Source organism: Citreicoccus inhibens, assembly GCF_019039035.1.
Taxonomy (GTDB): Bacteria; Myxococcota; Myxococcia; order Myxococcales; family Myxococcaceae; genus Citreicoccus; species Citreicoccus inhibens.
The window spans coordinates 198,790-219,174 of record NZ_JAHNZT010000012.1 but is presented as its reverse complement, the minus strand read 5'-3'; the positions used below and the strand labels follow the sequence as shown (position 1 = coordinate 219,174).

Genomic DNA, 20,385 nt, shown 5'->3' with positions numbered 1-20,385 from the left:
GTCTCCAGCGCCGCCCAGTGGCTTCCGCTGTCTTCTTCGTCGGGGGCGCGGCTTCTACCGCTTCGCCGCCTCCCTTGTCAACCGCTCGTTTTCAGCTTCCTCCCTCGCCGCCCCTCCTGCTGGGCTCTCTTCCGAGGTAGGGGGGCAGCTTCTATTCCTCCGCCCCTTCCGCTGTCAACTCGCTCCGTTGACTGCCGTATTTCCTTTTTCCCCTCCTCCAAGTCCTTCCGTCCCAACCAGCGTCGGGACCTCTTGGCGAGGGGCGCGGCTTGTAACGCCGTGCCGCGTGTGGTGTCAACCACTCTTCGCTCCACCATCCCAGGTTCGTTCCGATCCCTGGTCCTCCGCCATGCGCGAGCGGGTGGACGAGCGCTCGGCGTTCCTGTGGTTGGGCCCTGGTGGGGCGGCACGTCCGGACGGTTCAGCGTAGAACAGGTCCGTGCCCATCCTCGTCGTGGAAGATGAAGTTCGGGTCCGGGCCTTTCTCGAGCGGGGTCTGGGCGAAGAGGGCTTTCAGGTCCGCGCCTGCTCTACCGGTGATGAGGCCCAAGAGCTTCTGCGGGAGGGGCGGTTCGACCTCGTGCTGCTCGACTGGATGATTCCTGGGCTCTCCGGCCTCGACCTCTTACTGGCCCTGCGGGCCCGCCAGGACATCACCCCGGTCCTGATGCTCACCGCTCGGGACGCGGTCGCGGACCGGATCGCCGCGCTCAATGCCGGGGCGGACGACTACCTCGTCAAGCCGTTCTCCTTCGAGGAGTTGCTCGCTCGCATCCGCGCCATCCTTCGGCGTGTCTCCGGACGCGCGAGTCCGGTGCTCAGCCATGGGGACTTGTCACTCGACCCCGTGACTCGCAAGGTGGTTCGAGGTGGGGTGACGCTGGCCCTGACGGCTCGCGAGTACGCGCTTCTCCACTTCTTGCTCGAGCACTCGGGGGAGGTCGTCTCCCGGACCCGGATCGTTCAAGCGGTCTGGGATCATGACTTCGAGACGTTCTCCAACGTCGTCGAGGTCTACATCCGATACCTGCGCGCCAAGGTGGATGCTCCCTTTCCCGACAAGCTCATCCATACCGTGCGCGGCGTGGGCTATGTGCTGCGGAGCCAGGAATGACTCGCCCGCAGTCGCTGCGCTCGCGGATGACTCGCTTCTTCGCTGGGGCCGTGCTGAGCACCCTGCTTCTCTACGGGGTGCTCGTGACCGTCGTCCTGGGCGTGAGCGATTGGTGGGAGCAGCGGCATCCTCGTCCCCATGGACAGGAGGAGGCGCTCTTTGATGATGCTCGCGAGGCACTCGGCACGGTGCTGCTGACGGCGCCCTTCGCCGTGGTCGGCGCGGTGGTGCTGGGGCGGCTGTTCGTGGATCGGGCGCTCGCTCCCTTGCGGGAGGCCAGCAGTCGAGCTCGGGCCGCGCGTGCCTCGGCGCTGGACTTGTCTTTGCCTGTTCGCGGCACCGGTGACGAGTGGGACACACTGGCATCCACGCTCAATGGGCTGCTTTCGGAGACTCGCAGCTCGCTGGCTCGCATCCGGGGCTTCACCTCGGATGCCGCGCATGAGCTGCGCACTCCCCTCACGGTCATCCTCGGTGAGACCGAGCTTGCCCTCCGCCGGGAGCGTTCTCCGGACGAGTACCGGCGTGCGCTGGAGATCGTCCAACTGGAGAGCCTTGGACTTGCTTCGTTGGTGGACGCGCTCCTGACCTTGGCTCGCGCTGATTCGGGTGCGCTGGTGTCCGCAGTGGCTCCGGTGGAGCTGCTTCAGCTCGCGGAGGCGTCTGCTCGCCGGATGGAGCGGGTGCCGAGAGAGAACGCCCCGCGGCTCCGCGTCTCGGGCGTGCCGGTTCAGGTTCGCGGCGATGCGGTGTTGTTGGGACGGGTGTTCGACAACCTCTTGTCCAATGCACTCCGGCATGGTCGGAACGAAGTCCGTGTCGAGGTTCACTCGACTCCCGCGGGCGCCCGGGTTGCTGTCTCGGATGATGGACCGGGGGTCGAGCCTGCGTTCCTGCCTCGGCTCTTCGAGCGGTTCGCTCGCGCGGACGATGCCCGCTCCGGCGAGGGACTTGGGCTGGGGCTCGCGCTCTCCCGCGCGCTCGTCGAGGCCCATGGCGGCACCCTGAGCTACGCGCGGCTTGAGATGCATTCGACCGTCTTCACCGTCCGACTCCCCTCGTGACTCGACCGTGCTTGGGTCTGTCTGTCGGTGGGGCTGGCGAGCGCTGGTGTCTGCCTCACTGGCCGGGCTGCTGCATCAGGGCATCGCGTGCGGTGTGGCCGGTGGCGGTTGGCCCGCTCGGCGTACGAGGAGATAGGCCGCTGGTAGGGCAATCAGGACCATCAAGGTCGAGAGTGCCAATCCTCCGAGGACGGTGACCGCCAGGGGGCGCTGGAGTTCTCCTCCCTCCCCCAGGCCCAGTGCCAGCGGCAACAATCCCAGCAAGGTGGCCAGCGTGGTCATGAGGATTGGACGCAGCCGGACCTGAGCCGCGAGCACCACCGCGCTCCTTGCATCCATTCCGGCGTCGCGGCCCTCCTCCGCTCGGTCGAGCAGGAGGATTCCGTTCTTCACCACCAGGCCGACCAAGAGGATGCAGCCCATCAGCGAGGAGACGTTGAGTGGGACTCCCGTCACTCGCAAGCAGGCCACTCCGGCCGCGAGCGCAATCGGCACCGCTCCCAGGATGAGGCACGGCAGGACGAGGCTCCGGAAGTGGACCGTCAGCACCCAGAACACTCCCAATGCGGCCAGCAACAACACCCATACCAGGGAGACGAAGGACTCGTGTTGGCTCTCTCGGAGCCCTCCCAGGCGGAGATCAATTCCTGGCGGTGGGACCAGCCCCGCGAGCCGCGCCTGCACGTCCGCCGTCACGCTGCCCAGGTCCCGTCCCTCCAAGCGCCCCGTCACCGCCACCAGCGGCCTCAGGTTGTCCGACAACAACTCCGAGGGCAGGCACTCTCGCCGCACATGCGCCACTTGCAGCACGGGTATCGCCGCTCCCGCGGGCGTCCTCACGCGCAGGTGCTCCAACACCTGTGCGTCCAGGCGATCCGCGTCCCGCAGGCTCACGCGGGCTTCCATCCAACGTCCCTCCCTCGGCACCGAGCCCGCGATGTGTCCCAACATCGCCGTGCGCACCTGCGTGGCCACGTCCTGCACCGTCAGCCCGAGCTGACCCGCGGCACGGAGATCCACGTCCAGATGGACCTCGGGCGTGCATCCCGCGACGCCGTCGTACAGGTCCGCCAGCCCCGGGATGTCCTTGAGGCGCTCCGCCACCTGCGGCGCGAAGGCGCGAAGCGCGTCCAGGTCCGTGCCTTGGAGCTTCACCTCCACTGGATCCGGGTTGCCCTCCAGGTCGGAGAGCACGTCCTGGAGCAGTTCGACGAACTCCACCCGGACTCCCGGGACGGTGGCCTCGACCTTCTCACGGGCCTCCTCGATGACCTCTTCACCGGGACGGTCGCGCGAGGGCTTCAACGACACCGTGATGTCTCCGAGGGACGACTCCGTGGCCGCGGGCGGCCCCAGCTCCGCGCCGAGGCGCCGGCTCGTGCCCTCGACTTCGGGGAGGCTCGCGAGGACCTCTTCGAGCTGATGACCCAAGCGCTCCGCCTCGTCCACCGAGGTCCCCGTGGGCGTGAAGTAGTCCACCACGAAGGCGCCCTCATCGAGTTCGGGGAGGAAGCCCGTCCCCACGCCCCAGGCGAGCCCACCCAGCAGCGCGGTCAGCAGCGCCACGACCGCCAGCGTCCTCGCGGGATGCTCGGCCACTCGCGCCAGGGTCCTGGCGTAGAGCCCGGCGCCGGGTGCCTCGTGCCCGCTCCCTGGTTGGGGGCGCAGCAAGGTGCCGCACAGCAGTGGCGTCAGCGTCACCGCGATGCCCAGGGAGAACACCACCGCCGCGCACAACGTGAACGCGAGCGCGGAGAAGAACTGCCCCGCCACTCCCGACAACAAAGACAGCGGCGCGAACACCACGACCGTCGTCAGCGTGGAGTTGGTGACGGGCCACGCGACCTCGCGAAGCGCATCGGCTGTCGCCGCCCAGCGCTCCATGCCCTCGCTCATCCGGCGATGCACGGCCTCCACCACCACGACCGCGTCGTCCACCACCAACCCGATGGCCACCGCGAGCCCGCCCAGGGACATCAGGTTCAGCGTGCCCCCCGATATCCAGAGCGCGCCGAGCGTCATCCACAGCGTGGCCGGCAGCGCCACCGCCGCCGCCAACATCGGCCGCCAGGAGCGCAGGAACAGGCCCACCACCGCGAGCGTGAGCAGTCCTCCCAGCGCCACCTCGTCGCGCACGTGCGACACCGAGCGCGCGATGAGGTCCACCTGGTCGTAGGACACTCGGACCTCGATGCCTGGCGGCAGCGCGGGCGTCAGGGTTTTCAGCTCGCGCTCGATGTCCTTCGCCAGCGCGATGGCGTCCGCCTGGGGCCGGCGACCGATGCTCACCAGCACCGCGGGGTGACCGTTCGCGAACGTGCGCGACAGTCGATCCGCGTGCCCCTCCGCCACTCGGGCCACGTCTCCCAGGCGAATCGGAGCGGTCTCCGAGCCCCCCACCACCAGCTCCACCAACCGTCCCGGGTCATCCACCGGCCCGCGCACCACCACCAACTCCTGTTGGTAGTGCACGTCCACCCGGCCCGCGGGCTCCAGCTTGAGGGCATCTCCTACCGCGGTGGCCACCGTGGAGAGGTCCAGCCCCGCTTGCTCCAGCTTCCGTGGATCCACTTCGATGCGCAGCTCGCGCACGTCACCGCCGATGACCTCCACACGCCCCACTCCCGGCAGGCCCGCGAGCAACGGTCGCAGCGTGTACAGCGCGAAGTCTCGAAGCTTCGCGGGCTCGGCGGTGCCCGCCACCGCGAGCGTCTGGATGGGAAAGGACGAGGGCAGGAGCCGCTCCGCGGTCAACGTCACGTCCGGTGGGAGCGAACTCCGGAGCTCCGCCAGCCTCGCGTTGATCAACCCCAGGGCCCGGTCCATGTCCGACCGCGGATCGAACCAGAGCGACACTTCGCTCGCGGCGCGGATGGTGCGCGAGCGCACCCGACGCACCCCGATGACCGTGGACAGCCCCTCCTCTACCGGGCGCGTCACCGACAGCTGCATGGTCCGAGCGCTCGCGCCCGGCACCGTCGCCACGACGACGATGCGGGGGAAGGTCACCTCCGGGTAGAGCCCGCCCGGCAGATGCATCCCCGCCACCGCACCGCCCACACACAGCGCCCCGAGCAACACCAGCAGACCCGGCGCGTGCCGCCGCAACAACGCCATCCACTTCAACGCACCACCTCCACCTCAGTGCCATCCGGCAGCGAGTACCCACCCTCGACGATGACCACGGCGCCCTCTGGGACCGGGCCGTCGAGCAAGGCCTCGCCGTTCTCCTCCGACAGCACCGTCACCCCGACGCCCCGCACTCGCCCTTCCTCCACGAGCGCCACGCTCACGCCCCCATCCCCCGTGGGCAACAGCGCCGAGGCGGGGAGGCGCAGCGCGCGCCCCACCTCCTCCAGTTGGATTCGCGCCCGGATGAGGCTGCCCAAGCGCAAGGCTCCGTTCGGGTTCGCGACATGGATGCGCACGAGGACATTGCCGCTCCGCGCGTCGATGGTGGGCGAGACGGCGAGCACCTCTCCTGCCGGTGGATCCGCTCGCGCATCCAGGCCGAGCGTGACCTTCTGGCCGACCCTCACTCTCGCGACCTCCGCTTGGGGCAGGAAGGCGCGCAGCTCCAGCGGCTCCGTGGCCGAGACTTGGATGATGGGCTGGCCCGGCGTGTCCACCGACTCGCCCTGCTGGACGAACACCGCCGTCACCACGCCATCGAATGGCGCCTGGATGACGCTGCGCCGGACGCCTCGGTGCGCCAACTCCACCGCGGACTTCGCTCGCTGCTCGGCGGCGACCGCGGCCACCTCCGCGCTGCGGTCCTGCTCCAGTTCCTGACGGGCCGCGACTCCGCGCTGCACGAGCACCTCCGTGCGCTCGCGCTTCGCCTCCGCGGCGCGGGCCGCCGCGGCGGCCTCCCTCGCGGTGGCCTCCGCCTGCGTCAGCTCAGCGGCGACGGGGGCGGACTCCACCTCGGCCAACGTCTGGGTTGCTCGGACGGACGCGCCCTCCGAGACGCTCAGCCTGGCGAGGCGACCCGGAACCAAGGGCCCGAGCTTGAGCTCCCTTCCTGGAGGAGACGCCAGCACTCCCGACACCGCGAGCGACACTCCCGCGGGTGCCAGATGCGCGGTCGCGGCACGCACGCGCGGATGCGGCAACACCGCCTCTTCCTTCGACGCGGGCTTGCACGCCACCGAGAGTCCACACGCGAGGAGCACGACACCGAATCTCATGGCAGGGCACTCCCGACGGCCACTTCCAGGTCCGCGAAGGCAGACTGCGCGGTGAAGGCCGCCTGGATGAACTGGGCGCGCAGGTCCGAGGCCGACTTGAGGGCCTCGTTCAGCGCGAGCAACGGGCTGCGGCCCGCACGGTAGGAGTCCAAGGCCATTCGTTCCGTGGTCTCCAATCCCGGCAGGATGTCCGCCTCGTACTTGCGCAACGTCGCGAGTGCCGAGGTAAGTCGCGCATGCGCGACGACGATGTCCGCGAGCCCCTGGCGGCGGTCCTCATCCGCTTGCGCCTCGGCCAGGGACACCGCGGCGTGGAGGCGATCCAGCTCTCCGCGCCCCAACCCAGGCGTGGGGACCTCCAGGTCGAGCGCGCCTCGCAAGAACACGCTCTCGCCATGCGGGCCGTCTCCCTCCAGCGACACGCCCACGACGGGCGTGGGCCAGCGCTCTCGCTTCGCCGCGCGCAAGGACTCTCGCGCGGCGTCGACGTCCGCCTGTTTCGCTCTGGCGCGGGGGGCTTGAGCCGCTCGGGCGACGGCGGCGTCCAGCGAGGGCGGTGGGGGGACCGGCTCCTCCCCAGGAGCGAGGAGACGGCGCGGGTCTCGCCCCAACAGCACGGCGAGTTCGGCCGAGAGCGTCACCGTGTCCGCGTGCTGCTCCGATACGGCGACTTCAGCGGAGGCTCTCGCGAGCGTGGCTTGCACCCACTCCAGCTCCGGGGCAGCGCCGGTCTCGAAGCGCAGGTGGACCGCCGCTTCGGACTCCTGGGCCAAGCGCAGCGTTCGCTCGGCGTTGGATTCGAGCTGCCGCGCTCGCACCAAGGCGAAGTACGCGCGACGCGTGGTGGCTCGCACCGTCAGCTCGTTCGCTCGGCGGTCCGCCTCCGCACCTTCCGCGCCCAGTTCGGCGGCGTGGATCCGCGCGCCTCGGGCGCCGGGGACGAACAGGCGTTGCGACACGCCCGCGGCCCAGTGCGGATCATTCCCTCCCGCCGCGAGCGAGACGGTGAGCGGCGCGAAGGTTCGGGCCACTTCGATGTCCCCGCGTGCCATCGCCTCGCGGGCGCGGCCCGCTGCGATGCCAGGCGCGCGCCCCGCGGCCTCGGCCAAGGCTGCGTCGAGCGTCAAGGGGACTTCGACACGGGTCGCAACGAAGGGCTGTGCCGCATCCGTCGGCGGTCCGTCGGGTCGCGTCCCCGCGTTGTTCTTGGGTGTCTCGTTCGAGGGCTGCGCGGTGCGAGCGGGTCCAGCCGCGTCCGAGGACCCGGCCGCGACGGGCATCGCTGCCGCTGGCTGGACTCTGTCGGTGGGCAGCTGTCCCGAGGCGGGCGAGACGGCGCGGCCCTCGCGCAAGGGGGGGTCTGCGTTCTGGGTCGCACCAGTTGGTTGCGCGGTGGCTTCGGTGTGAGCCGGACGCGATGCCGTGGCGGTGTCTGCGTTTGGCCGCGCGGGTGACTGGGTGAGTGTCGCGCTCGCCGATTGAATTGGAGCCGCGGTGGGGGCGTGCGGCGCTTCGGCCTGGGCCCATGCACCCGGCAGCAGGCCCAGCATGATCAGCCAGCCACTTCCCCGGCTTCTGCTCCCTCGCGCATTCGTGTGCTTCGCAGCCATGAGCAATCCGCGCCGCATGCTCGACCACCCGCTGGGAGTCCGCGACTCCCGTTCGCTGGATGAGAGCCCTTTAATCTGGCTGTCAGATGCCGCTCATCTCCCATGCCGGCGCCCTGTCCGACGGTGGGCATCCGCCACCTGGCGGCCGCTTGGGACGGCCGCGCGCCCGCGACCTGCCTACCCTGCCTTGCGCCGCTTCGTCGCTCGCGTCACCAGCGTTGGTGCCCGCTTGGGCATCACCGACACGACCGCGTTCACGACCCTCGACACCGCGCGCAGTTGCCCGAGCTCCAACGCGCGCAGCGTCCGCGTCAGCCTCCGAAGCTCGGCGGGCTCCTCTCGTCCCTCTCGGCGAGGCACGTTGACGGGCGCTGACGCTCCCGGCGCTCCCACGCCCAGCAGCACGTCCGCCGACACCTGCAGCACGTCACACAGCCGGCGCAACGTCTGCGCACGCGGCAACATCTTCCCGCGCTCCATCCGGCTGTAGACCTCCATGGCAATCCCCACCCGCTCGGCCACATCGGCCTGCGTGAACCCCAAGCGCAGGCGGGCATCGCGGGCAGCGGCTCCGAAGATGACGGTCAGCTTCTCATTGACGGGCGCGGGCATTCCGAATCAGGGGCGCGACGCCATCCAACACGCCGCGGGGAGAAGAGGAAGTACGGACAACCCGAGACTCTCATTTCACCCCGGGTGTGCAAGTTTCCGGTGGAGTTCAGGTCTTCACCGACGCACCAGGACCAGCGCGTCCCGCACCATTCGCGTCACGGCGCCGAGCTGCTCGCCATCCAGCTCTCGCAGTTCACCCAGGAGTCGGCGCAGCCTCGGGGAGTCCTCCTCGGCCCCCGCCATGGGGCTCGTGGGCTCCAAGCCGAGCAGCGTGTCCGCGCGCACGCTCAGCACCCGGCAGAGGCGCCGCAGGGTGGTCGCGCTGGGCAGGACCCGGCCTCGCTCGATGCGCGCGTAGACCTCCAGCGCGATTCCTACCCGTGAAGCCACATCCGCCTGCGACAGGTGAAGCCGCTCACGCGCCTCGCGCGCGGCCTCCCCCACGATGATGGCCAGCTCCTCGTTCATGCGCTCTCCGCCGCTCCGACAGGGGCTCCCACGCGTTGGGTTTCTCACACCCTACCTGCTACGGCCAGAGACTACCTCACAGGGCATTTCGCATGCTATGGACCTCACGGGTCTATTTCCGTGAGGTCCACGCGCTTGCGAAGTCCTGTTCCCCGAGGTGGATTCAACCCTGGAGGTCTCGTGCAGGTCCGTTGCCAGTTCGAGGCCCTCGCGGCGTCTCGTGGCCCCGGGGGCGGCACCCCATGAGTCCCGACGCACTCCATCCCCTGCTCCTCCAGCCCTCCGAGGTCGTCGGCAGCTATCGGCTGGTGCGGCGCATCGCCACCGGAGGCTATGGGACCGTGTTCCTCGCGGAGGCGGATGGCCATCCCGTCGCGCTCAAGTTCGCGCTCCAGGGGCCGGAGGACGCGGCGGACTCGGCCCGTGTGGATGCGCGCACGATGAAGGAGGTGAGCGTGCTCTCACGCGTGACCCATCCCAACGTGGTGGCCTTGCGTGGCTACAACCGGTGGCCGCATCCGCGCACGGGCTACCTGTTCCTCGTGATGGATTACGTGGACGGTCCCACGCTGTCCGAGTGGGCTCGAACGCCGCTCCTCACGTCTCGACAGGTGGCGATGTTGTTCGCGGACCTGGCGCTCACGTTGGATGCCATTCATCGCGAGGGCGTGCGGCATCGCGACATCAAGGGCAGCAACATCATCGTGCGCGCCTCGGATGGGCGGCCCGTGTTGGTGGACTTCGGCTCAGGAGACCATGCGAGCGCGCCGGTGCTCACCGACGGCCGACTCCCGCCTGGCACGCCCAGCTATCGCAGCCCCGAGTCCTTGCAGTACTGGATGGAGCATCGCGAGCACGGGCCCCGCTATACGTTCCGCCCCACGGATGATTTGTACTCGCTGGGGCTGGTGCTGTTCGAGGTGCTCACCGGCACCTTCCCGTATCCCGCCACGCTTCCGCCCACCGCGCTGCTCGGCAGCATCTTGTCCGCCCGCGCGCCCCTGCCTCATCGCATCAATCCGCAGGTGCCCCGGGCCTTGAGCGGCGTGTGCAGGCGGCTGCTGGAGCGCAGCCCGTCGAGTCGCTACCAGACCGGCGCGGAGCTGTATGCCGCGCTGAACGCCGCGCTGGAGCAGGGGTCCGCGTCGTGGGAGCAGCCCCTCTTCGTCCCGCCGCCTCCCGAGGACGCCGTCACCGAAGAGGACGAGGCGATGTTCGACGGCAACGAAGAGGCGCGCGAGCTGCGGCGCTGGGTGCGCTCGCTCGAACGCCCCATGCGCGGTGGCGAATCCAAACAGGGGGCGAGTTCGCGCAAGGTCGCGCTGATGCCCGTGATGCTGATTCCGCCGTCCGCGCTGGCACCCGCGCGGAGCGAGCGCTCGTGGGTGCGCGATTGGGGGCGACGACTCCTCGCGTGGGCGCGCCGATGGCGCATGCGGCGCGAAGGCCGTCTGGGCCACTTTTCAACAAAACAAGATTAGCAACTTTATCTCGTTTTGCAGCTAAGTATCGTTGCCGCATCCAAGGTGTCGAGCTGTGCGCACGCCTTGACGGGGATTGAGAGCATGCGGCGTCTCATCATGGTGGCCTGGCTGGTGTGGGCGGGATGCGCTGGCAACGCACGCCATGCTCGCGAAACAGCGGACTACGGCTTCCAGGCAGGTTCCGACTTCGTATGGGTGCGAGGCCCCTGGAGCGCCATCACCCCCTCGACCGACATCGACGAAGTCATTGATCAGCTCTGCCCCGCCGTCATGGGGTTGCCCGCAGCAACGCAGCGCGACTACGGCCAAGAGTATTGTGGCGCGCTCTACTCCTTGGGAGACGGGCGCTACTTCGCGAGCATGCCATCCCCGCTCGGCGATCTTCAGCTCGTGGGGGCAACGCGGCGCAAGTCCTGTCATGCCCCCAGCCTGGTCAAGGACGCTCGCGGCCGAACCTCTCCCATCGCGGACTTCCACAGTCATCCCTGGTCCCCATCCGCCATGTCGGATCGGGATCGCCGGATCAGCACGCAGGTGTGGTTGATCCGAATCCAGTTCGACTCGGCATGCACCATCCAGAAACTCATTCCCTACGCCAACGACAACCGTCCTGGAGAGGTATACGAACGCCGAGGCAAACAATGGAAGCGGGTCGGCATCATCAAGCTCGAGGACAAGGCCACTGGACTCGTCACCTCGGTGGATGACGATGAATGAGAAGCCCTCGGCGCCCCAGCGAAGCCCTCGCGTGGGAGCTGGAACCGTCATGAAGCGTCCCCTCCTCGCCCTCGCGTGCGTCCTGCTCCCGGCCTGCGCGCTCTTCCGTCCGTATCCAAAGCCTGCGTGGGCGCCTGCCTCCGAGGCCGCGCAGGTGCAGTTCCCTCGCTTTGATCCACCCGAGAAGGGACGACGGACCCTCGAGGGCCCCATGCTCCGCGCCATCCAGCTCGCCCTGGATGACTTCCTGCCCTGGGATGTTCAACCGCATGCGGGTGCCACCGCTCGCGAGCAGTGCCTCTACCGCCGCGACTCCTTCGACACCACCGCGGCCCCCGGCCCCGATGGCGTGATGTTCGTCCGCTTCACCGTCCGCGACGGCGTGTGCGACGCCCACGGTCCACCCATCCTCGACATGGGCGCGACCTACGCCGTCGATACGCGCCTGTGGCGCATCCTCGCCGTGCAGCGCTGACTCCCGCCCGCGCGTCTCGGGCCCGCGCCCCCTCGCGTCCGCCCATTAGACCCTGGACGTCCTGTGAATCACCAAGGACCCGGGGAGTTTCATCCGAGCGCGGACCGTGCTACCTGTGGCGTCGAGAGCCTTCCTCCCTCCCTGGCAGGTCACCCACGCCCATGACGCCCGATACGACGACGGAAGAGATTCCTGGAGTGCCTCGCAGACCGCGCGTGCTGTTCAACGTGGGCGGCACCGCCTTCGAGTTCGTTCGCAAGCTGGAGGTCCGCGCCACCGGCGAGCTGATCATGCTCGCGCGCCGGCGCTACCGCGGCGGGCTCGGCGGCCCCGTGGTCATCAAGCGCCTGCGCAGCCCCGCCACCTTCGTCGACGCGCAGCGGCTCATCGAAGAGGTGGAGCTCACCTTCCGACTCAACCACCCCGGCATCGCCAAGGTGCACCACCTCAAGCTCTACCGAGGCGCGCCCCACGTGGTCATGGAGTACGTGGAAGGCCGCTCGCTGGACACCGTCCTCAACCTGATGGCCATGCGCCGGCGCCCGCTCTCCGTCGCCTTCGCCGCCTACGTCCTCTCCGAGGTCGCCGAGGCCCTCCACTCCGCCCATACCCTGCTCGACGAGTGGAACCGCCCGCTCCACATCGTCCACCGCGACGTCAGCCCTCGGAACATCCGCGTGGGCGTCCACGGTGAGGTGAAGCTGCTCCACTTCACCGCCGCCTCCTCGTCGCTCATCGGCCGCGAGGTCACCAGCCGCCCCCTCGTGAAAGGCGACGTCGCCTACGCCTCCCCCGAGGCCCTGCGCCGCGAGCCCCTCGACGCGCGCTCGGACGTGTTCTCGTTGGGGCTCGTGCTCCTGGAGTTGCTGACCGGCGCGCACCCGCTCTCCGTCGAGGACAACGCGCCGCTCGCGCCGCTCCCCGAGGCCCCGCCCCTGCTCTCCCAGGGCCCCACGTGGATGCCCATGCCGGAGATCGCCGCGCGGATGGCGAAGCTGAGTTCTGACGACGTGCAGCGGCTCGCGGGCGACGTGCCCGAGCTCTTGCGCGCGCTGCTCGTGCGCGCGCTGCACCAGGACCCCGCCCAACGCATCCCCACCGCCGACGAGTTCGCCACGCTGCTGCGCGCCTGGCTGCGGCTCCACGCGCCGGACTACAGCCGCCACGCGGCGGCGGAGGAGCTGTCCCAGGCCGCCGTGGAGGCCACCGCCCGCCGGAACCAGGCGGACCTGCTGGAGGGCGGCCTGCATCCCGAGGGGCTCACCGCGGACGAGGCCGCGGTGGCCCCCGAGCCCGGCAAGGACGAGCCGTTGCCCGTGGGCGTGGAGGCCCTGGACGAGCGCGTGCCGCTCGAGGACGACGACGGCGTCATCGACGAGCCCGAGGAGTAGGCCTCCGCCCCCGCGGCGCTCCGGGTGGCCTTGCCACGCTGGCCGCCCGTCCCGACCTTCCCGGGAGAGAGGAAGACACCATGGTCATCCAGCCCGCCGAGGACTTCCATGGGCGCCAGACCGGCCCCCGCCACGAGGAGCCCGAGGACGCTCCGATGACAGCCGGGCCTCAAGCGCCCGGCCGCACGGAGGCCGACGAGGAGGACGTCCTCCCCGCCTTCGACGCGCAGGAGGACCTCTCGCGCCCGGTGGACCCCGCGGCGCGAAACCCAGGCGCCCTGCTGGACGACATCCCCGACGGGGACGGCCCGCGCAGCGACGCGGGCACCAACCCGTTGCCCGAGGTGTACTGGTCCGCCTACCCAGACACCTCGCGCTGAGCCTCCCGAGCGTCACCCGTGAAGCCTCAGCCCACCTGACGCCGCGACTCCTCCACCTTCATCCGGTGCGCGTCCACCCAGGCGCGCGCTTCCTCGAAGGAGTCCACGCAGACGGTCTCGAAGCGCGTCGCGCGCGTGAAGAGCAGCGCCACGGCCAGGGCTCGCCCCGCGGCGCGCTGCTCGGGATTGACGCCCAGGTAGACGACGCCGCACTCCCACTCGGGGTGGACGTGGTCGGCCAGGTATTTGAGTGACTCGGTGGGGAGCACCGCCTGCGCCACGTCCGCAATCACATAGAAACGTCCACCGGTCGCCACTTCCGCGCAGGCCTCGAGGAGCCATCGGGAATCCCGCGGACTCACTTTTCCAATCAGGGTTCCCCACAGCATGTCGGGTGGCTCGAACCACAGACGATGCGCGCCGGAACTCCACTCTCGCAGTTCCTCCATGGGTCATCCTCCCTGCTCGGCCCGCCAGGCCATCAGGATAGGCGTGCCCCGCGCGCGCGCATGCACCCCGCCGGTAAAACCTCCCGGGAGACGGCGGAATCGCGCGTCACTGTCTGGCACCCAACCCGGCGCGGCCCCACGGTGGGACGCAAACCCTGACGTCCGAGCCCCGGAAACGTCAGCCCCCCTCTGTACTGTGTGCCCATTCCGACAGCACAGGGGGAATGCACCATGCCGGAGATCCACGAGCTGCCGCGCGTCTCGGTTAACAAGCTGGGCGAATACCTCACCGCCACTCCCGCCCGCCGCAAGCGCATCATCTACGACCAGAAGCACCCGCCCGAGCCCCAGTACCTGCGCTACCCCGAAGCGTCCTTCGCCATCACCGAGTTCCTCTGCCGCGGCCTGGACGTGTCCGTGCTGCGCGAGCACCAGCGGCGCTTCGCGTGCAGCGTGCCGCAGTCCGAGTTCGAGGCGCAGCGGCTGCAGCTGTGCTCCGAGGCGCTGGAGCGCTTCGCGGACCTGGTGCCGTGGCTGGAGCTGGATGACGCCATCATCAGCGCGGTGGGCGCGGAGCCGCCCGTGCTCGAGATGGCGGGCGTCACCATCAGCGTGCGCCCGGAGGTGGTGTTGCAGAAGTTGGATCGCCACGGCAACCCGCGCGTGGGGCTGATGAAGCTCTACTTCTCCAAGCACCACCCGCTGGACGAGCGCTCGGGCCAGTACATCGGAACGATGCTGCAGCGCTTCTCCGAGCAGCACCTGTGCCGGCTGGGCCCCGCGGACCATCGCCTCACGTACGTGGTGGACGTCTTCGCGGGCACCATCTTCGTCGCGCCGCGCGCGCACATCCGACGGCTGAGCGACGTGGTGCTGGCCTGCGAGGAGATCGCCGAGCGCTGGGCACTGCACTGAGCTGCTGTCCCGCGCATCCCGGCCATCGCCTGGGACTCGGGACATGCCCCCCCCGGAGCCGCCTGCCTACCGCCCCTTCGCCGACTGCGCCGTCCGAGCGCGGTGCGCGTCAATCCACGCGCGCGCGTCATCCAGGCTGTGCAGGAACTCCGTGTCGAAGCGCGTGCGCCCGGTGAAGAGCAGCGCCACCATGAGCGCCTTCGTCACGGCCTTCTGGGCCATGCCGCCGCCCACGAAGACGATGGCGCGGAACCACTCGGGGTTGATGTGCTCGGCCAGGTACTTGCGCGGCGCCACCGAGAGCGAGCTGACGCCCAAGTCCGCCACCAGATAGAGCGGCTCGCCCGTGGCCGTGGCCCGAGCGATGTCCACAATCTGCTTCGAGTCCTCCACCGAGACCGGTCCTCGGAAGGTGGCCCACAACATGTCGGGTGGCTCACTTCGGATCCGATGTGTGCCGAAGGCCCATTCCTGCAACTGTCCCATACCGTCTCCCACGCAGAGGGCGGCAGGGTACTCAAAACGGCCCCCTGGATAACAGACGGAGTGTCACGTTCCTGCGTGGCGGAAAAGGGGGCCCACCTTTCGGGTAGGGGCCGCGCCCGCGTTCGCCCGTCCTGGCACGCCATTCCTCCCTCGGGAGAGGGCAGGCGCGCGACGCTCACTCCTCAGAGCACCAACGAGTTGTAGTCTGCGGCGCGAAGCCACGAAGGTCGCGCCAGCGGGTGCGGCGGAATGGATGGGGGAGTGGTGTTGGAGTCCCTGTGGAGCAAGCGGGCGGTGCTCGTGTCGGGCAAGGGTGGCGTCGGAAAGACGACACTCGCGGCGGCGCTCGCCGTGGCCGCGGCGCGGGCAGGCCAGCCGGTGCTGCTGGTGGAGCTGTCGCCGGATGAGAACGGGCCGTCCACGCTGGCCGCGCTGGTGGGCGCGCGCGACGAGGGGCCTCGCGTCACCGTGGCGAGGCCGGGCCTGTCCTTCGTGCGGTTGTCCGCGCTGGAGGGGCACCGGCGCTTCTTGGAGGAGACGCTGCCGCTGCGGTGGCTGGCGGACGCGGCGCTGCGCGCGCGGGCGCTGCGGCGCTTCCTGGATGCGGGCCCGGGCCTGCGGGAGATGGGGCTGCTGTACCAGATGCTCACGCTGCTGCGGCTCACCCGTCCGGGGGGCGGGCCCACGCACCCGCTGGCCATCCTGGACCTGCCGGCCACGGGGCACGCGCTGGGGCTCGCGTCGCTGCCACGCAGCGTCCTGTCGGTGATGCCGGGCGGGCCCATCGGGCGCGCCATGGCCGAGGGGCTGGCCTTCCTCCAGGACCCGGCTCGCACGGGCGTGTTGCTCGCGAGCCTCCCCGAGCCGCTGCCGGTCAGCGAGGCGCTCGCGCTGAGCCAGGACCTGCGGCGGCTGGGACTTCCGCTGGCGGCCGCGGTCCTCAACCGCATGCCCGAGGACCCTTTCACTCCCGCGTCTCGGGCCGCGGCGGAGCGGTTGCTCGCCGCGCACGGGCCGCACCAGGGGCAGCGCGCGCTGGGGCGACTGGCGCGGGCCCAGGCCTCCTGGGAGCGGTTCGCGGTGGGCCTGGACGCGCCTCACCTGTGCCTGCCCGAGCTGTCCGCGACGGGGCCCGAGTTGGTGGAGCAGTTGGCGGGGCGGCTCGTCACCGCGCCCCCGTCACGGCGCGCGCGGGAGGCCACGCCATGAGCCTGGGCCCGCTGGTGCGGAACAAGCGCGTCCTCGTGCTGTGCGGCGCGGGAGGCGTGGGCAAGACGACGACGGCGGCGGCGCTGGGCGTGGCCGCGGCGCGCGCGGGGCGACAGGTGTTGGTGCTGACCATCGACCCGGCCCGCCGGCTCGCGGAGGCCATGGGGATGAAGGACCACGGCCCCGAGCCCACGGCTGTCCCGCCCGAGCGGCTGGGCGCGCGAGGCGCGGGGCGGCTCGACGTGTGGATGCTGGAGCCGGGCATCGTCTTCGAGCGCATGGTGCGGCGGCTGGCGCCCTCGGAGAAGGCCGCGCGCGCCGTCCTGGAGCACCGCCTGTATCGCTTCCTGTCCGAGCTCATCACCGGCATGCAGGAGTACGCCGCCGCCGAGGCGCTCGATGGCTTCCTCGCGTCCGAGCGTTACGAGCTCATCGTCCTGGACACCCCGCCGAGCCGCCATGCGCTCGACTTCCTGGAGGCGCCCGGCCGGCTGTCGCGCTTCTTGGATGACCGCATCGTCTCGCTCTTCGGGCCGGTGGAGGGGACCCGCGGCGGGCGGCTGTGGATGGGGGCGCAGGCCCTGGTCGCGCGCGTGCTGGGGCCCGTCTTCGGAGAGGGCTTCACCCGAGAGCTGCGCGACTTCGTGGGCGCCTTCGGGAGCCTGTTCGCCGGCATCCGGCTGCACACGGAGCGGCTGCGCGCGCGCCTGTCCTCGCCGGACACGGCCTTCTTGCTCGTCACTTCGCCCGAGGCCGCGGCCCTGCGCGAGGCGGTCTTCTTCCGCGAGGCGCTCGCCGCGCGCGAGCTGCCCTTCGCGGGCTACATCCTCAACCGAAGCTGGGCCCGCGACGAGCCACTCCCCGCGCCCGAGGCCCTGCGTCCGCATGCGCAGGACTCGGCCGCGGTGCAGGCGCTGGAGGCGCTCACGCGGCTCGCCGCGGATGAACACGCGCGCGCCACCGCGCATCGAGCGCTGCTCGCACGGCTGGCCGAGCAGTCGCCCAAGGGCGCCGTGACCGTGGCGTCGCCGGATGCGGACGCTGGCCTGGAGGACTTCGAGGGACTGGTGCGGCTGGGAGATGCGCTCGTCCCGCCGTGAGGCGTGGGCTCGGAGGACTTCCCGCGCCGGGTGCGTCGGCACGCGCCTGTTCCGCCGTGCGGCGCGGGTTCTCTGTCCACCGTGCGGCATCGGCCGTGTCTTGTCTCGGGCGGAGGCGCGGCCCCGGACGCACGGAGGAGGACACTCGCGCGCGCACGGCGGGGTCGCATGGTTGGTCACGCGCGGACGCGCCCCCAGCTTCGCGGCATGGCCCAACGCACGTTCGACAATGGTCGGGAGCCTCATTCCTCGCCCTCGACGAATGGCTCGGGTGAGTCGCCTCCCGCTCGGCGCGCGGACGTGGCGCCTCCTGGCTCACGGGAACGCTCCGAGTCCGACATCAGTGGGTGGAACCCCGCTCGTGACGAGGAGCCCTCCGCCCGCGAGGGGCGCTTCCATCGCGCCGCGCTGCTGCGCATGGCCCAGCCTCGCACCCACGTGGACGACCCCGGCGCACCGGAGTCACGGGTCCGCGCGCCAGGGCCCTACGGCACGGACGACCGAGACGACGCCTACGCGACCGGCCGAGGCCCCCATCCCCACCAGGGCGATGACCTTCGCGAGCTGCATCGCCAGCCCGCGGACTATCGGCCGTGGGACCGGCACGGCTACGGCGGAGCACCCGAGCCCACCCATCCCATCGAGCCGCCGCATCCCGCACCCGGCGGCCCGCCCGGATGGAGTGATGCGCCCGAGCCCACGGCGTGGGCTCCACGCGACCCGCCTCACGCGGAGCCCAACCCGGCGGCACACCGCCAGGCGGGGCGCGGGGGCGAGGCTCGCGGCCGACCGCACGCGCGGGAAGGCATCGCGGGCTTCCTGGCCGCGCGGGGCCATGCGCGTCGGTGGCGCAGGGAGCCGCTCACCGCTCGCGACCTGATGACCCGCGCCGTGCGCACCGCGCGCCGGGACAGCTCGCTGCGCGACGTGGCGCAGCTCATGAAGGACGAGGACTGCGGCGTCATCCCCATCGTGGACGCGCAGCGGCGCTTGCTGGGGTTGGTGACGGACCGAGACCTGGCCCTGCGCGCGTTCGCGGGCGGCAACGGGCGACCGGATCAGCTCCGCGCCCAGGACGTGATGACCGAGGACGTGGAGGCCGTCACTCCCGAGGAGCCACTTCCCGCCGTCATCGACCTCATGGGGCGCCGACAGATTCGCCGCGTCCCCGTCGTGGAGCGGGATGACACCCTCGTCGGAATCCTCGCGCTGAGCGACATCGCGCACCGCGCGGACTACGACGAGGAACTCCAGGACGCGCTGGAGCGCATCTCCGCGAGGCGCTCCTTCTGGAGTCGCCTGCGGTAGCGCCCGCGCTCAGGCCACGGTCACCGTGACGCCGCTGGCATCCGAGGTGACCGTGAACTTCTTGAGCGGCACCGTGGCGGGCCCCTGCGTGACGGCGCCCTCCTTCGTGAACGTGGAGCTGTGACACGGGCACAGCAGGTCATTGGCCCCGCTGTCGAAAGTCACCGTGCAGCCCTGGTGCGTGCACATGCCGTCCACCGCCGAGAACGAGCCGTCATCCAGCCGGAAGACGAACAGCGTGTTCCCGTAGCCCTGCGGCTTGCCCTGCGCCACGCCCCCCGAGGTCTGAAGCTGGGGGAACTGCGCGAACGTCAGCGCCACCTTGCCGTTCACCACCGAGGGGAAGCCGACATCGCCGGCCTTCAGGTCGATGGTCACCACCTGCGTGGCGGCGTTGTACTGCGCGGGGAACGTCTTCAGCCCCACCTTGGCGGGCGGATGTGTCACCCGCCCGTCCGTGCCGAAGCGCGACAGGTGGCACGGGCACACCGCCTCCTGCCCGTTGAAGCCCAGCGGACAGCCCACGTGCGTGCACGTGGCGGACATCACCGCGAACGTCTCGCCCCCCGGGTGCACCAGCAGCAGGTTCTCCATGCCCGGGATGCGCAGCGTGACGGCGCCACCGTCGCGCGACAGGTCCGGGTAGCGAGGCACCACCAGGGACACCTTGCCGTCATCGCCCGGCGCGGGCACGTCCAGCACCGGCGCGGGGTCGATGTCCGGCGCGCATCCCGGCAACGCCGCGGCCGCCGCGCCCGCCACCGCGCCCGTGCCCAACACGCCCTTCAGGAAGCCACGACGCGAGGTGCTCACGCCCCCTCCAGCACGAAGGTCAGCTTCGGCTCCACCACGACCTTGTCGTCCACCTTCACCATCAGCAGCGAGGGGCGCTCAATCTGGTAGCCCTCCAGGCTGATGTCGAAGGAGCCCTCGGTGTGGACCTCCTTCGCGGACGTGAAGACGACGGTCAGGGGGAACTCCACGCTCTGCTTCACGTTGTGGAAGGAGAGCTGGCCCTTGAGCGTCACCTGCTGCGTGGAGGGGAACGTGGTGGGCACCTTCACGCCCGTGGCCACGCCCTTGAAGTCCACCAGCGGGAACTTGGCCGCCTCCGTCACTTCCTGCATGTGCGCGTCACGGTTGGAGTTGCCCGAGTCGAAGTCCTTCACGTTGGCGCGCACCGCCACCTGGAGCGTGCCGTCCGGCAGCAGCCGGGCCTTGCCCTCGCTGGGATGCGCGGTGCCCACCACCTCGTGGAGCTTGTGCTTCAGCTTGTAGGAGAGCGTGCTGCCTTCCTTGTTCACCGAATAGGACTTGGCCTGGGCCGCCGCCACGCAGGGCAGGGCCACGCACAGCAAGGCGAGCAGGGCGAATCGTCGAGCGTTCACGGTGAGACCTCCAAACAGACCTTGT

20 protein-coding genes are annotated in these 20,385 nt (G+C 70.4%); 11 read left to right on the top strand and 9 right to left on the bottom strand.

Annotation, left to right across the window (positions count from 1 at the left end; translation table 11 throughout):
* Nucleotides 1-439: 439 nt before the first annotated feature.
* Together KRR26_RS37650 and KRR26_RS17140 are read left to right on the top strand one after the other, a co-directional pair.
* Nucleotides 440-1,114 (top strand): response regulator, encoded by a 675-nt coding sequence (locus tag KRR26_RS37650; protein WP_120206474.1) that lies wholly within the window; start codon nucleotides 440-442, stop codon nucleotides 1,112-1,114.
* Nucleotides 1,111-2,178 carry a sensor histidine kinase gene (locus tag KRR26_RS17140; RefSeq protein ID WP_120206475.1) on the top strand — a complete coding sequence of 356 codons (1,068 nt, stop codon included), beginning with the start codon at nucleotides 1,111-1,113 and terminating at the stop codon, nucleotides 2,176-2,178. The genes KRR26_RS37650 and KRR26_RS17140 overlap by 4 nt, the downstream gene beginning before the upstream one ends.
* A 75-nt stretch (nucleotides 2,179-2,253) precedes the next feature.
* Here the strand turns inward: KRR26_RS17140 and KRR26_RS17135 are convergent, their stop codons facing one another.
* The 5 genes from KRR26_RS17135 to KRR26_RS17115 form a co-directional block, all read right to left on the bottom strand.
* Nucleotides 2,254-5,295 carry an efflux RND transporter permease subunit gene (locus KRR26_RS17135; protein ID WP_236068717.1) on the bottom strand — a complete coding sequence of 1,014 codons (3,042 nt, stop codon included), beginning with the start codon at nucleotides 5,293-5,295 and terminating at the stop codon, nucleotides 2,254-2,256.
* A 5-nt stretch (nucleotides 5,296-5,300) separates the two neighbouring features.
* Entirely contained in the window at nucleotides 5,301-6,368 is a 1,068-nt protein-coding gene (locus KRR26_RS17130; RefSeq protein ID WP_120206477.1) for an efflux RND transporter periplasmic adaptor subunit, read from the bottom strand.
* Nucleotides 6,365-7,495, bottom strand: coding sequence for a TolC family protein (locus tag KRR26_RS17125; RefSeq protein WP_158611478.1), 1,131 nt, complete (start codon nucleotides 7,493-7,495; stop codon nucleotides 6,365-6,367). Before KRR26_RS17125 ends, KRR26_RS17130 begins: the two co-directional genes overlap by 4 nt.
* A 660-nt stretch (nucleotides 7,496-8,155) precedes the next feature.
* Entirely contained in the window at nucleotides 8,156-8,590 is a 435-nt protein-coding gene (locus tag KRR26_RS17120; protein ID WP_120206479.1) for a helix-turn-helix domain-containing protein, read from the bottom strand.
* A gap of 114 nt (nucleotides 8,591-8,704) precedes the next feature.
* Nucleotides 8,705-9,058, bottom strand: a complete 354-nt coding sequence (locus KRR26_RS17115) for a helix-turn-helix transcriptional regulator (RefSeq protein ID WP_120206480.1) — start codon at nucleotides 9,056-9,058, stop codon at nucleotides 8,705-8,707.
* Between the two features lie 242 nt (nucleotides 9,059-9,300).
* Between KRR26_RS17115 and KRR26_RS17110 the strand changes: the two genes are divergently transcribed.
* The 5 genes from KRR26_RS17110 to KRR26_RS17090 all read left to right on the top strand — a co-directional run bounded on the left by KRR26_RS17110 (nucleotide 9,301) and on the right by KRR26_RS17090 (nucleotide 13,505).
* Nucleotides 9,301-10,539, top strand: a complete 1,239-nt coding sequence (locus KRR26_RS17110) for a serine/threonine-protein kinase (RefSeq protein ID WP_217080326.1) — start codon at nucleotides 9,301-9,303, stop codon at nucleotides 10,537-10,539.
* 84 nt (nucleotides 10,540-10,623) lie between these two features.
* Nucleotides 10,624-11,259, top strand: a complete 636-nt coding sequence (locus KRR26_RS17105) for a hypothetical protein (protein ID WP_199723790.1) — start codon at nucleotides 10,624-10,626, stop codon at nucleotides 11,257-11,259.
* Nucleotides 11,260-11,308: 49 nt separating this feature from the next.
* Nucleotides 11,309-11,734, top strand: a complete 426-nt coding sequence (locus KRR26_RS17100; protein ID WP_217080325.1) for a hypothetical protein — start codon at nucleotides 11,309-11,311, stop codon at nucleotides 11,732-11,734.
* Nucleotides 11,735-11,931: 197 nt separating this feature from the next.
* Nucleotides 11,932-13,125, top strand: a complete 1,194-nt coding sequence (locus KRR26_RS17095; protein WP_233576963.1) for a protein kinase domain-containing protein — start codon at nucleotides 11,932-11,934, stop codon at nucleotides 13,123-13,125.
* An 80-nt stretch (nucleotides 13,126-13,205) separates the two neighbouring features.
* Complete coding sequence (locus KRR26_RS17090) at nucleotides 13,206-13,505, top strand: hypothetical protein (protein ID WP_120206483.1); 300 nt, start codon at nucleotides 13,206-13,208, stop codon at nucleotides 13,503-13,505.
* Nucleotides 13,506-13,531: 26 nt separating this feature from the next.
* On the opposite strand, the gene KRR26_RS17085 is transcribed toward KRR26_RS17090, so the two are convergent.
* Nucleotides 13,532-13,954, bottom strand: coding sequence for a hypothetical protein (locus KRR26_RS17085; protein ID WP_120206484.1), 423 nt, complete (start codon nucleotides 13,952-13,954; stop codon nucleotides 13,532-13,534).
* A gap of 231 nt (nucleotides 13,955-14,185) precedes the next feature.
* Here KRR26_RS17085 and KRR26_RS17080 point away from each other — a divergent pair, with 231 nt between their 5' ends.
* Nucleotides 14,186-14,869, top strand: coding sequence for a hypothetical protein (locus tag KRR26_RS17080; protein WP_120206485.1), 684 nt, complete (start codon nucleotides 14,186-14,188; stop codon nucleotides 14,867-14,869).
* A gap of 66 nt (nucleotides 14,870-14,935) precedes the next feature.
* Here the strand turns inward: KRR26_RS17080 and KRR26_RS17075 are convergent, their stop codons facing one another.
* On the bottom strand, nucleotides 14,936-15,295 hold the full coding sequence (locus tag KRR26_RS17075) for a SpoIIAA family protein (RefSeq protein WP_120206486.1): 360 nt from the start codon (nucleotides 15,293-15,295) through the stop codon (nucleotides 14,936-14,938).
* 309 nt (nucleotides 15,296-15,604) lie between these two features.
* On the opposite strand from KRR26_RS17075, the gene KRR26_RS17070 reads away from it, so the two are divergent.
* The 3 genes from KRR26_RS17070 (at nucleotide 15,605) to KRR26_RS17060 (ending at nucleotide 18,972) form a co-directional block, all read left to right on the top strand.
* Nucleotides 15,605-16,564: an ArsA-related P-loop ATPase gene (locus tag KRR26_RS17070; protein ID WP_233576965.1), complete on the top strand. Its 960-nt coding sequence runs from the start codon at nucleotides 15,605-15,607 to the stop codon at nucleotides 16,562-16,564.
* A complete protein-coding gene (locus KRR26_RS17065) occupies nucleotides 16,561-17,664 on the top strand; it encodes an ArsA family ATPase (RefSeq protein WP_120206487.1) in 1,104 nt (367 codons plus the stop codon). Before KRR26_RS17070 ends, KRR26_RS17065 begins: the two co-directional genes overlap by 4 nt.
* A gap of 207 nt (nucleotides 17,665-17,871) precedes the next feature.
* On the top strand, nucleotides 17,872-18,972 hold the full coding sequence (locus tag KRR26_RS17060; RefSeq protein ID WP_120206740.1) for a CBS domain-containing protein: 1,101 nt from the start codon (nucleotides 17,872-17,874) through the stop codon (nucleotides 18,970-18,972).
* 9 nt (nucleotides 18,973-18,981) lie between these two features.
* Here KRR26_RS17060 and KRR26_RS17055 read toward each other — a convergent pair whose 3' ends face one another.
* Together KRR26_RS17055 and KRR26_RS17050 are read right to left on the bottom strand one after the other, a co-directional pair.
* The gene (locus KRR26_RS17055; protein ID WP_120206488.1) at nucleotides 18,982-19,785 is read right to left on the bottom strand and encodes a QcrA and Rieske domain-containing protein; all 804 of its coding nucleotides are present in this window, start codon (nucleotides 19,783-19,785) and stop codon (nucleotides 18,982-18,984) included.
* The gene (locus tag KRR26_RS17050; protein ID WP_120206489.1) at nucleotides 19,782-20,360 is read right to left on the bottom strand and encodes a YceI family protein; all 579 of its coding nucleotides are present in this window, start codon (nucleotides 20,358-20,360) and stop codon (nucleotides 19,782-19,784) included. The genes KRR26_RS17055 and KRR26_RS17050 overlap by 4 nt, the downstream gene beginning before the upstream one ends.
* Nucleotides 20,361-20,385 lie beyond the last annotated feature (25 nt).

Excerpts from the sequence above, each read along its gene's own strand:
- KRR26_RS17140 (WP_120206475.1), top strand. The coding sequence starts at position 1,111 with ATGACTCGCCCGCAGTCGCTGCGCTCGCGGATGACTCGCTTCTTCGCT.
- KRR26_RS17135 (WP_236068717.1), bottom strand. The coding sequence starts at position 5,295 with ATGGCGTTGTTGCGGCGGCACGCGCCGGGTCTGCTGGTGTTGCTCGGG.
- KRR26_RS17130 (WP_120206477.1), bottom strand. The coding sequence starts at position 6,368 with ATGAGATTCGGTGTCGTGCTCCTCGCGTGTGGACTCTCGGTGGCGTGC.
- KRR26_RS17120 (WP_120206479.1), bottom strand. The coding sequence starts at position 8,590 with ATGCCCGCGCCCGTCAATGAGAAGCTGACCGTCATCTTCGGAGCCGCT.
- KRR26_RS17115 (WP_120206480.1), bottom strand. The coding sequence starts at position 9,058 with ATGAACGAGGAGCTGGCCATCATCGTGGGGGAGGCCGCGCGCGAGGCG.
- KRR26_RS17110 (WP_217080326.1), top strand. The coding sequence starts at position 9,301 with ATGAGTCCCGACGCACTCCATCCCCTGCTCCTCCAGCCCTCCGAGGTC.
- KRR26_RS17105 (WP_199723790.1), top strand. The coding sequence starts at position 10,624 with ATGCGGCGTCTCATCATGGTGGCCTGGCTGGTGTGGGCGGGATGCGCT.
- KRR26_RS17100 (WP_217080325.1), top strand. The coding sequence starts at position 11,309 with ATGAAGCGTCCCCTCCTCGCCCTCGCGTGCGTCCTGCTCCCGGCCTGC.
- KRR26_RS17090 (WP_120206483.1), top strand. The coding sequence starts at position 13,206 with ATGGTCATCCAGCCCGCCGAGGACTTCCATGGGCGCCAGACCGGCCCC.
- KRR26_RS17085 (WP_120206484.1), bottom strand. The coding sequence starts at position 13,954 with ATGGAGGAACTGCGAGAGTGGAGTTCCGGCGCGCATCGTCTGTGGTTC.
- KRR26_RS17080 (WP_120206485.1), top strand. The coding sequence starts at position 14,186 with ATGCCGGAGATCCACGAGCTGCCGCGCGTCTCGGTTAACAAGCTGGGC.
- KRR26_RS17075 (WP_120206486.1), bottom strand. The coding sequence starts at position 15,295 with ATGTTGTGGGCCACCTTCCGAGGACCGGTCTCGGTGGAGGACTCGAAG.
- KRR26_RS17070 (WP_233576965.1), top strand. The coding sequence starts at position 15,605 with ATGGATGGGGGAGTGGTGTTGGAGTCCCTGTGGAGCAAGCGGGCGGTG.
- KRR26_RS17065 (WP_120206487.1), top strand. The coding sequence starts at position 16,561 with ATGAGCCTGGGCCCGCTGGTGCGGAACAAGCGCGTCCTCGTGCTGTGC.
- KRR26_RS17060 (WP_120206740.1), top strand. The coding sequence starts at position 17,872 with ATGGCCCAACGCACGTTCGACAATGGTCGGGAGCCTCATTCCTCGCCC.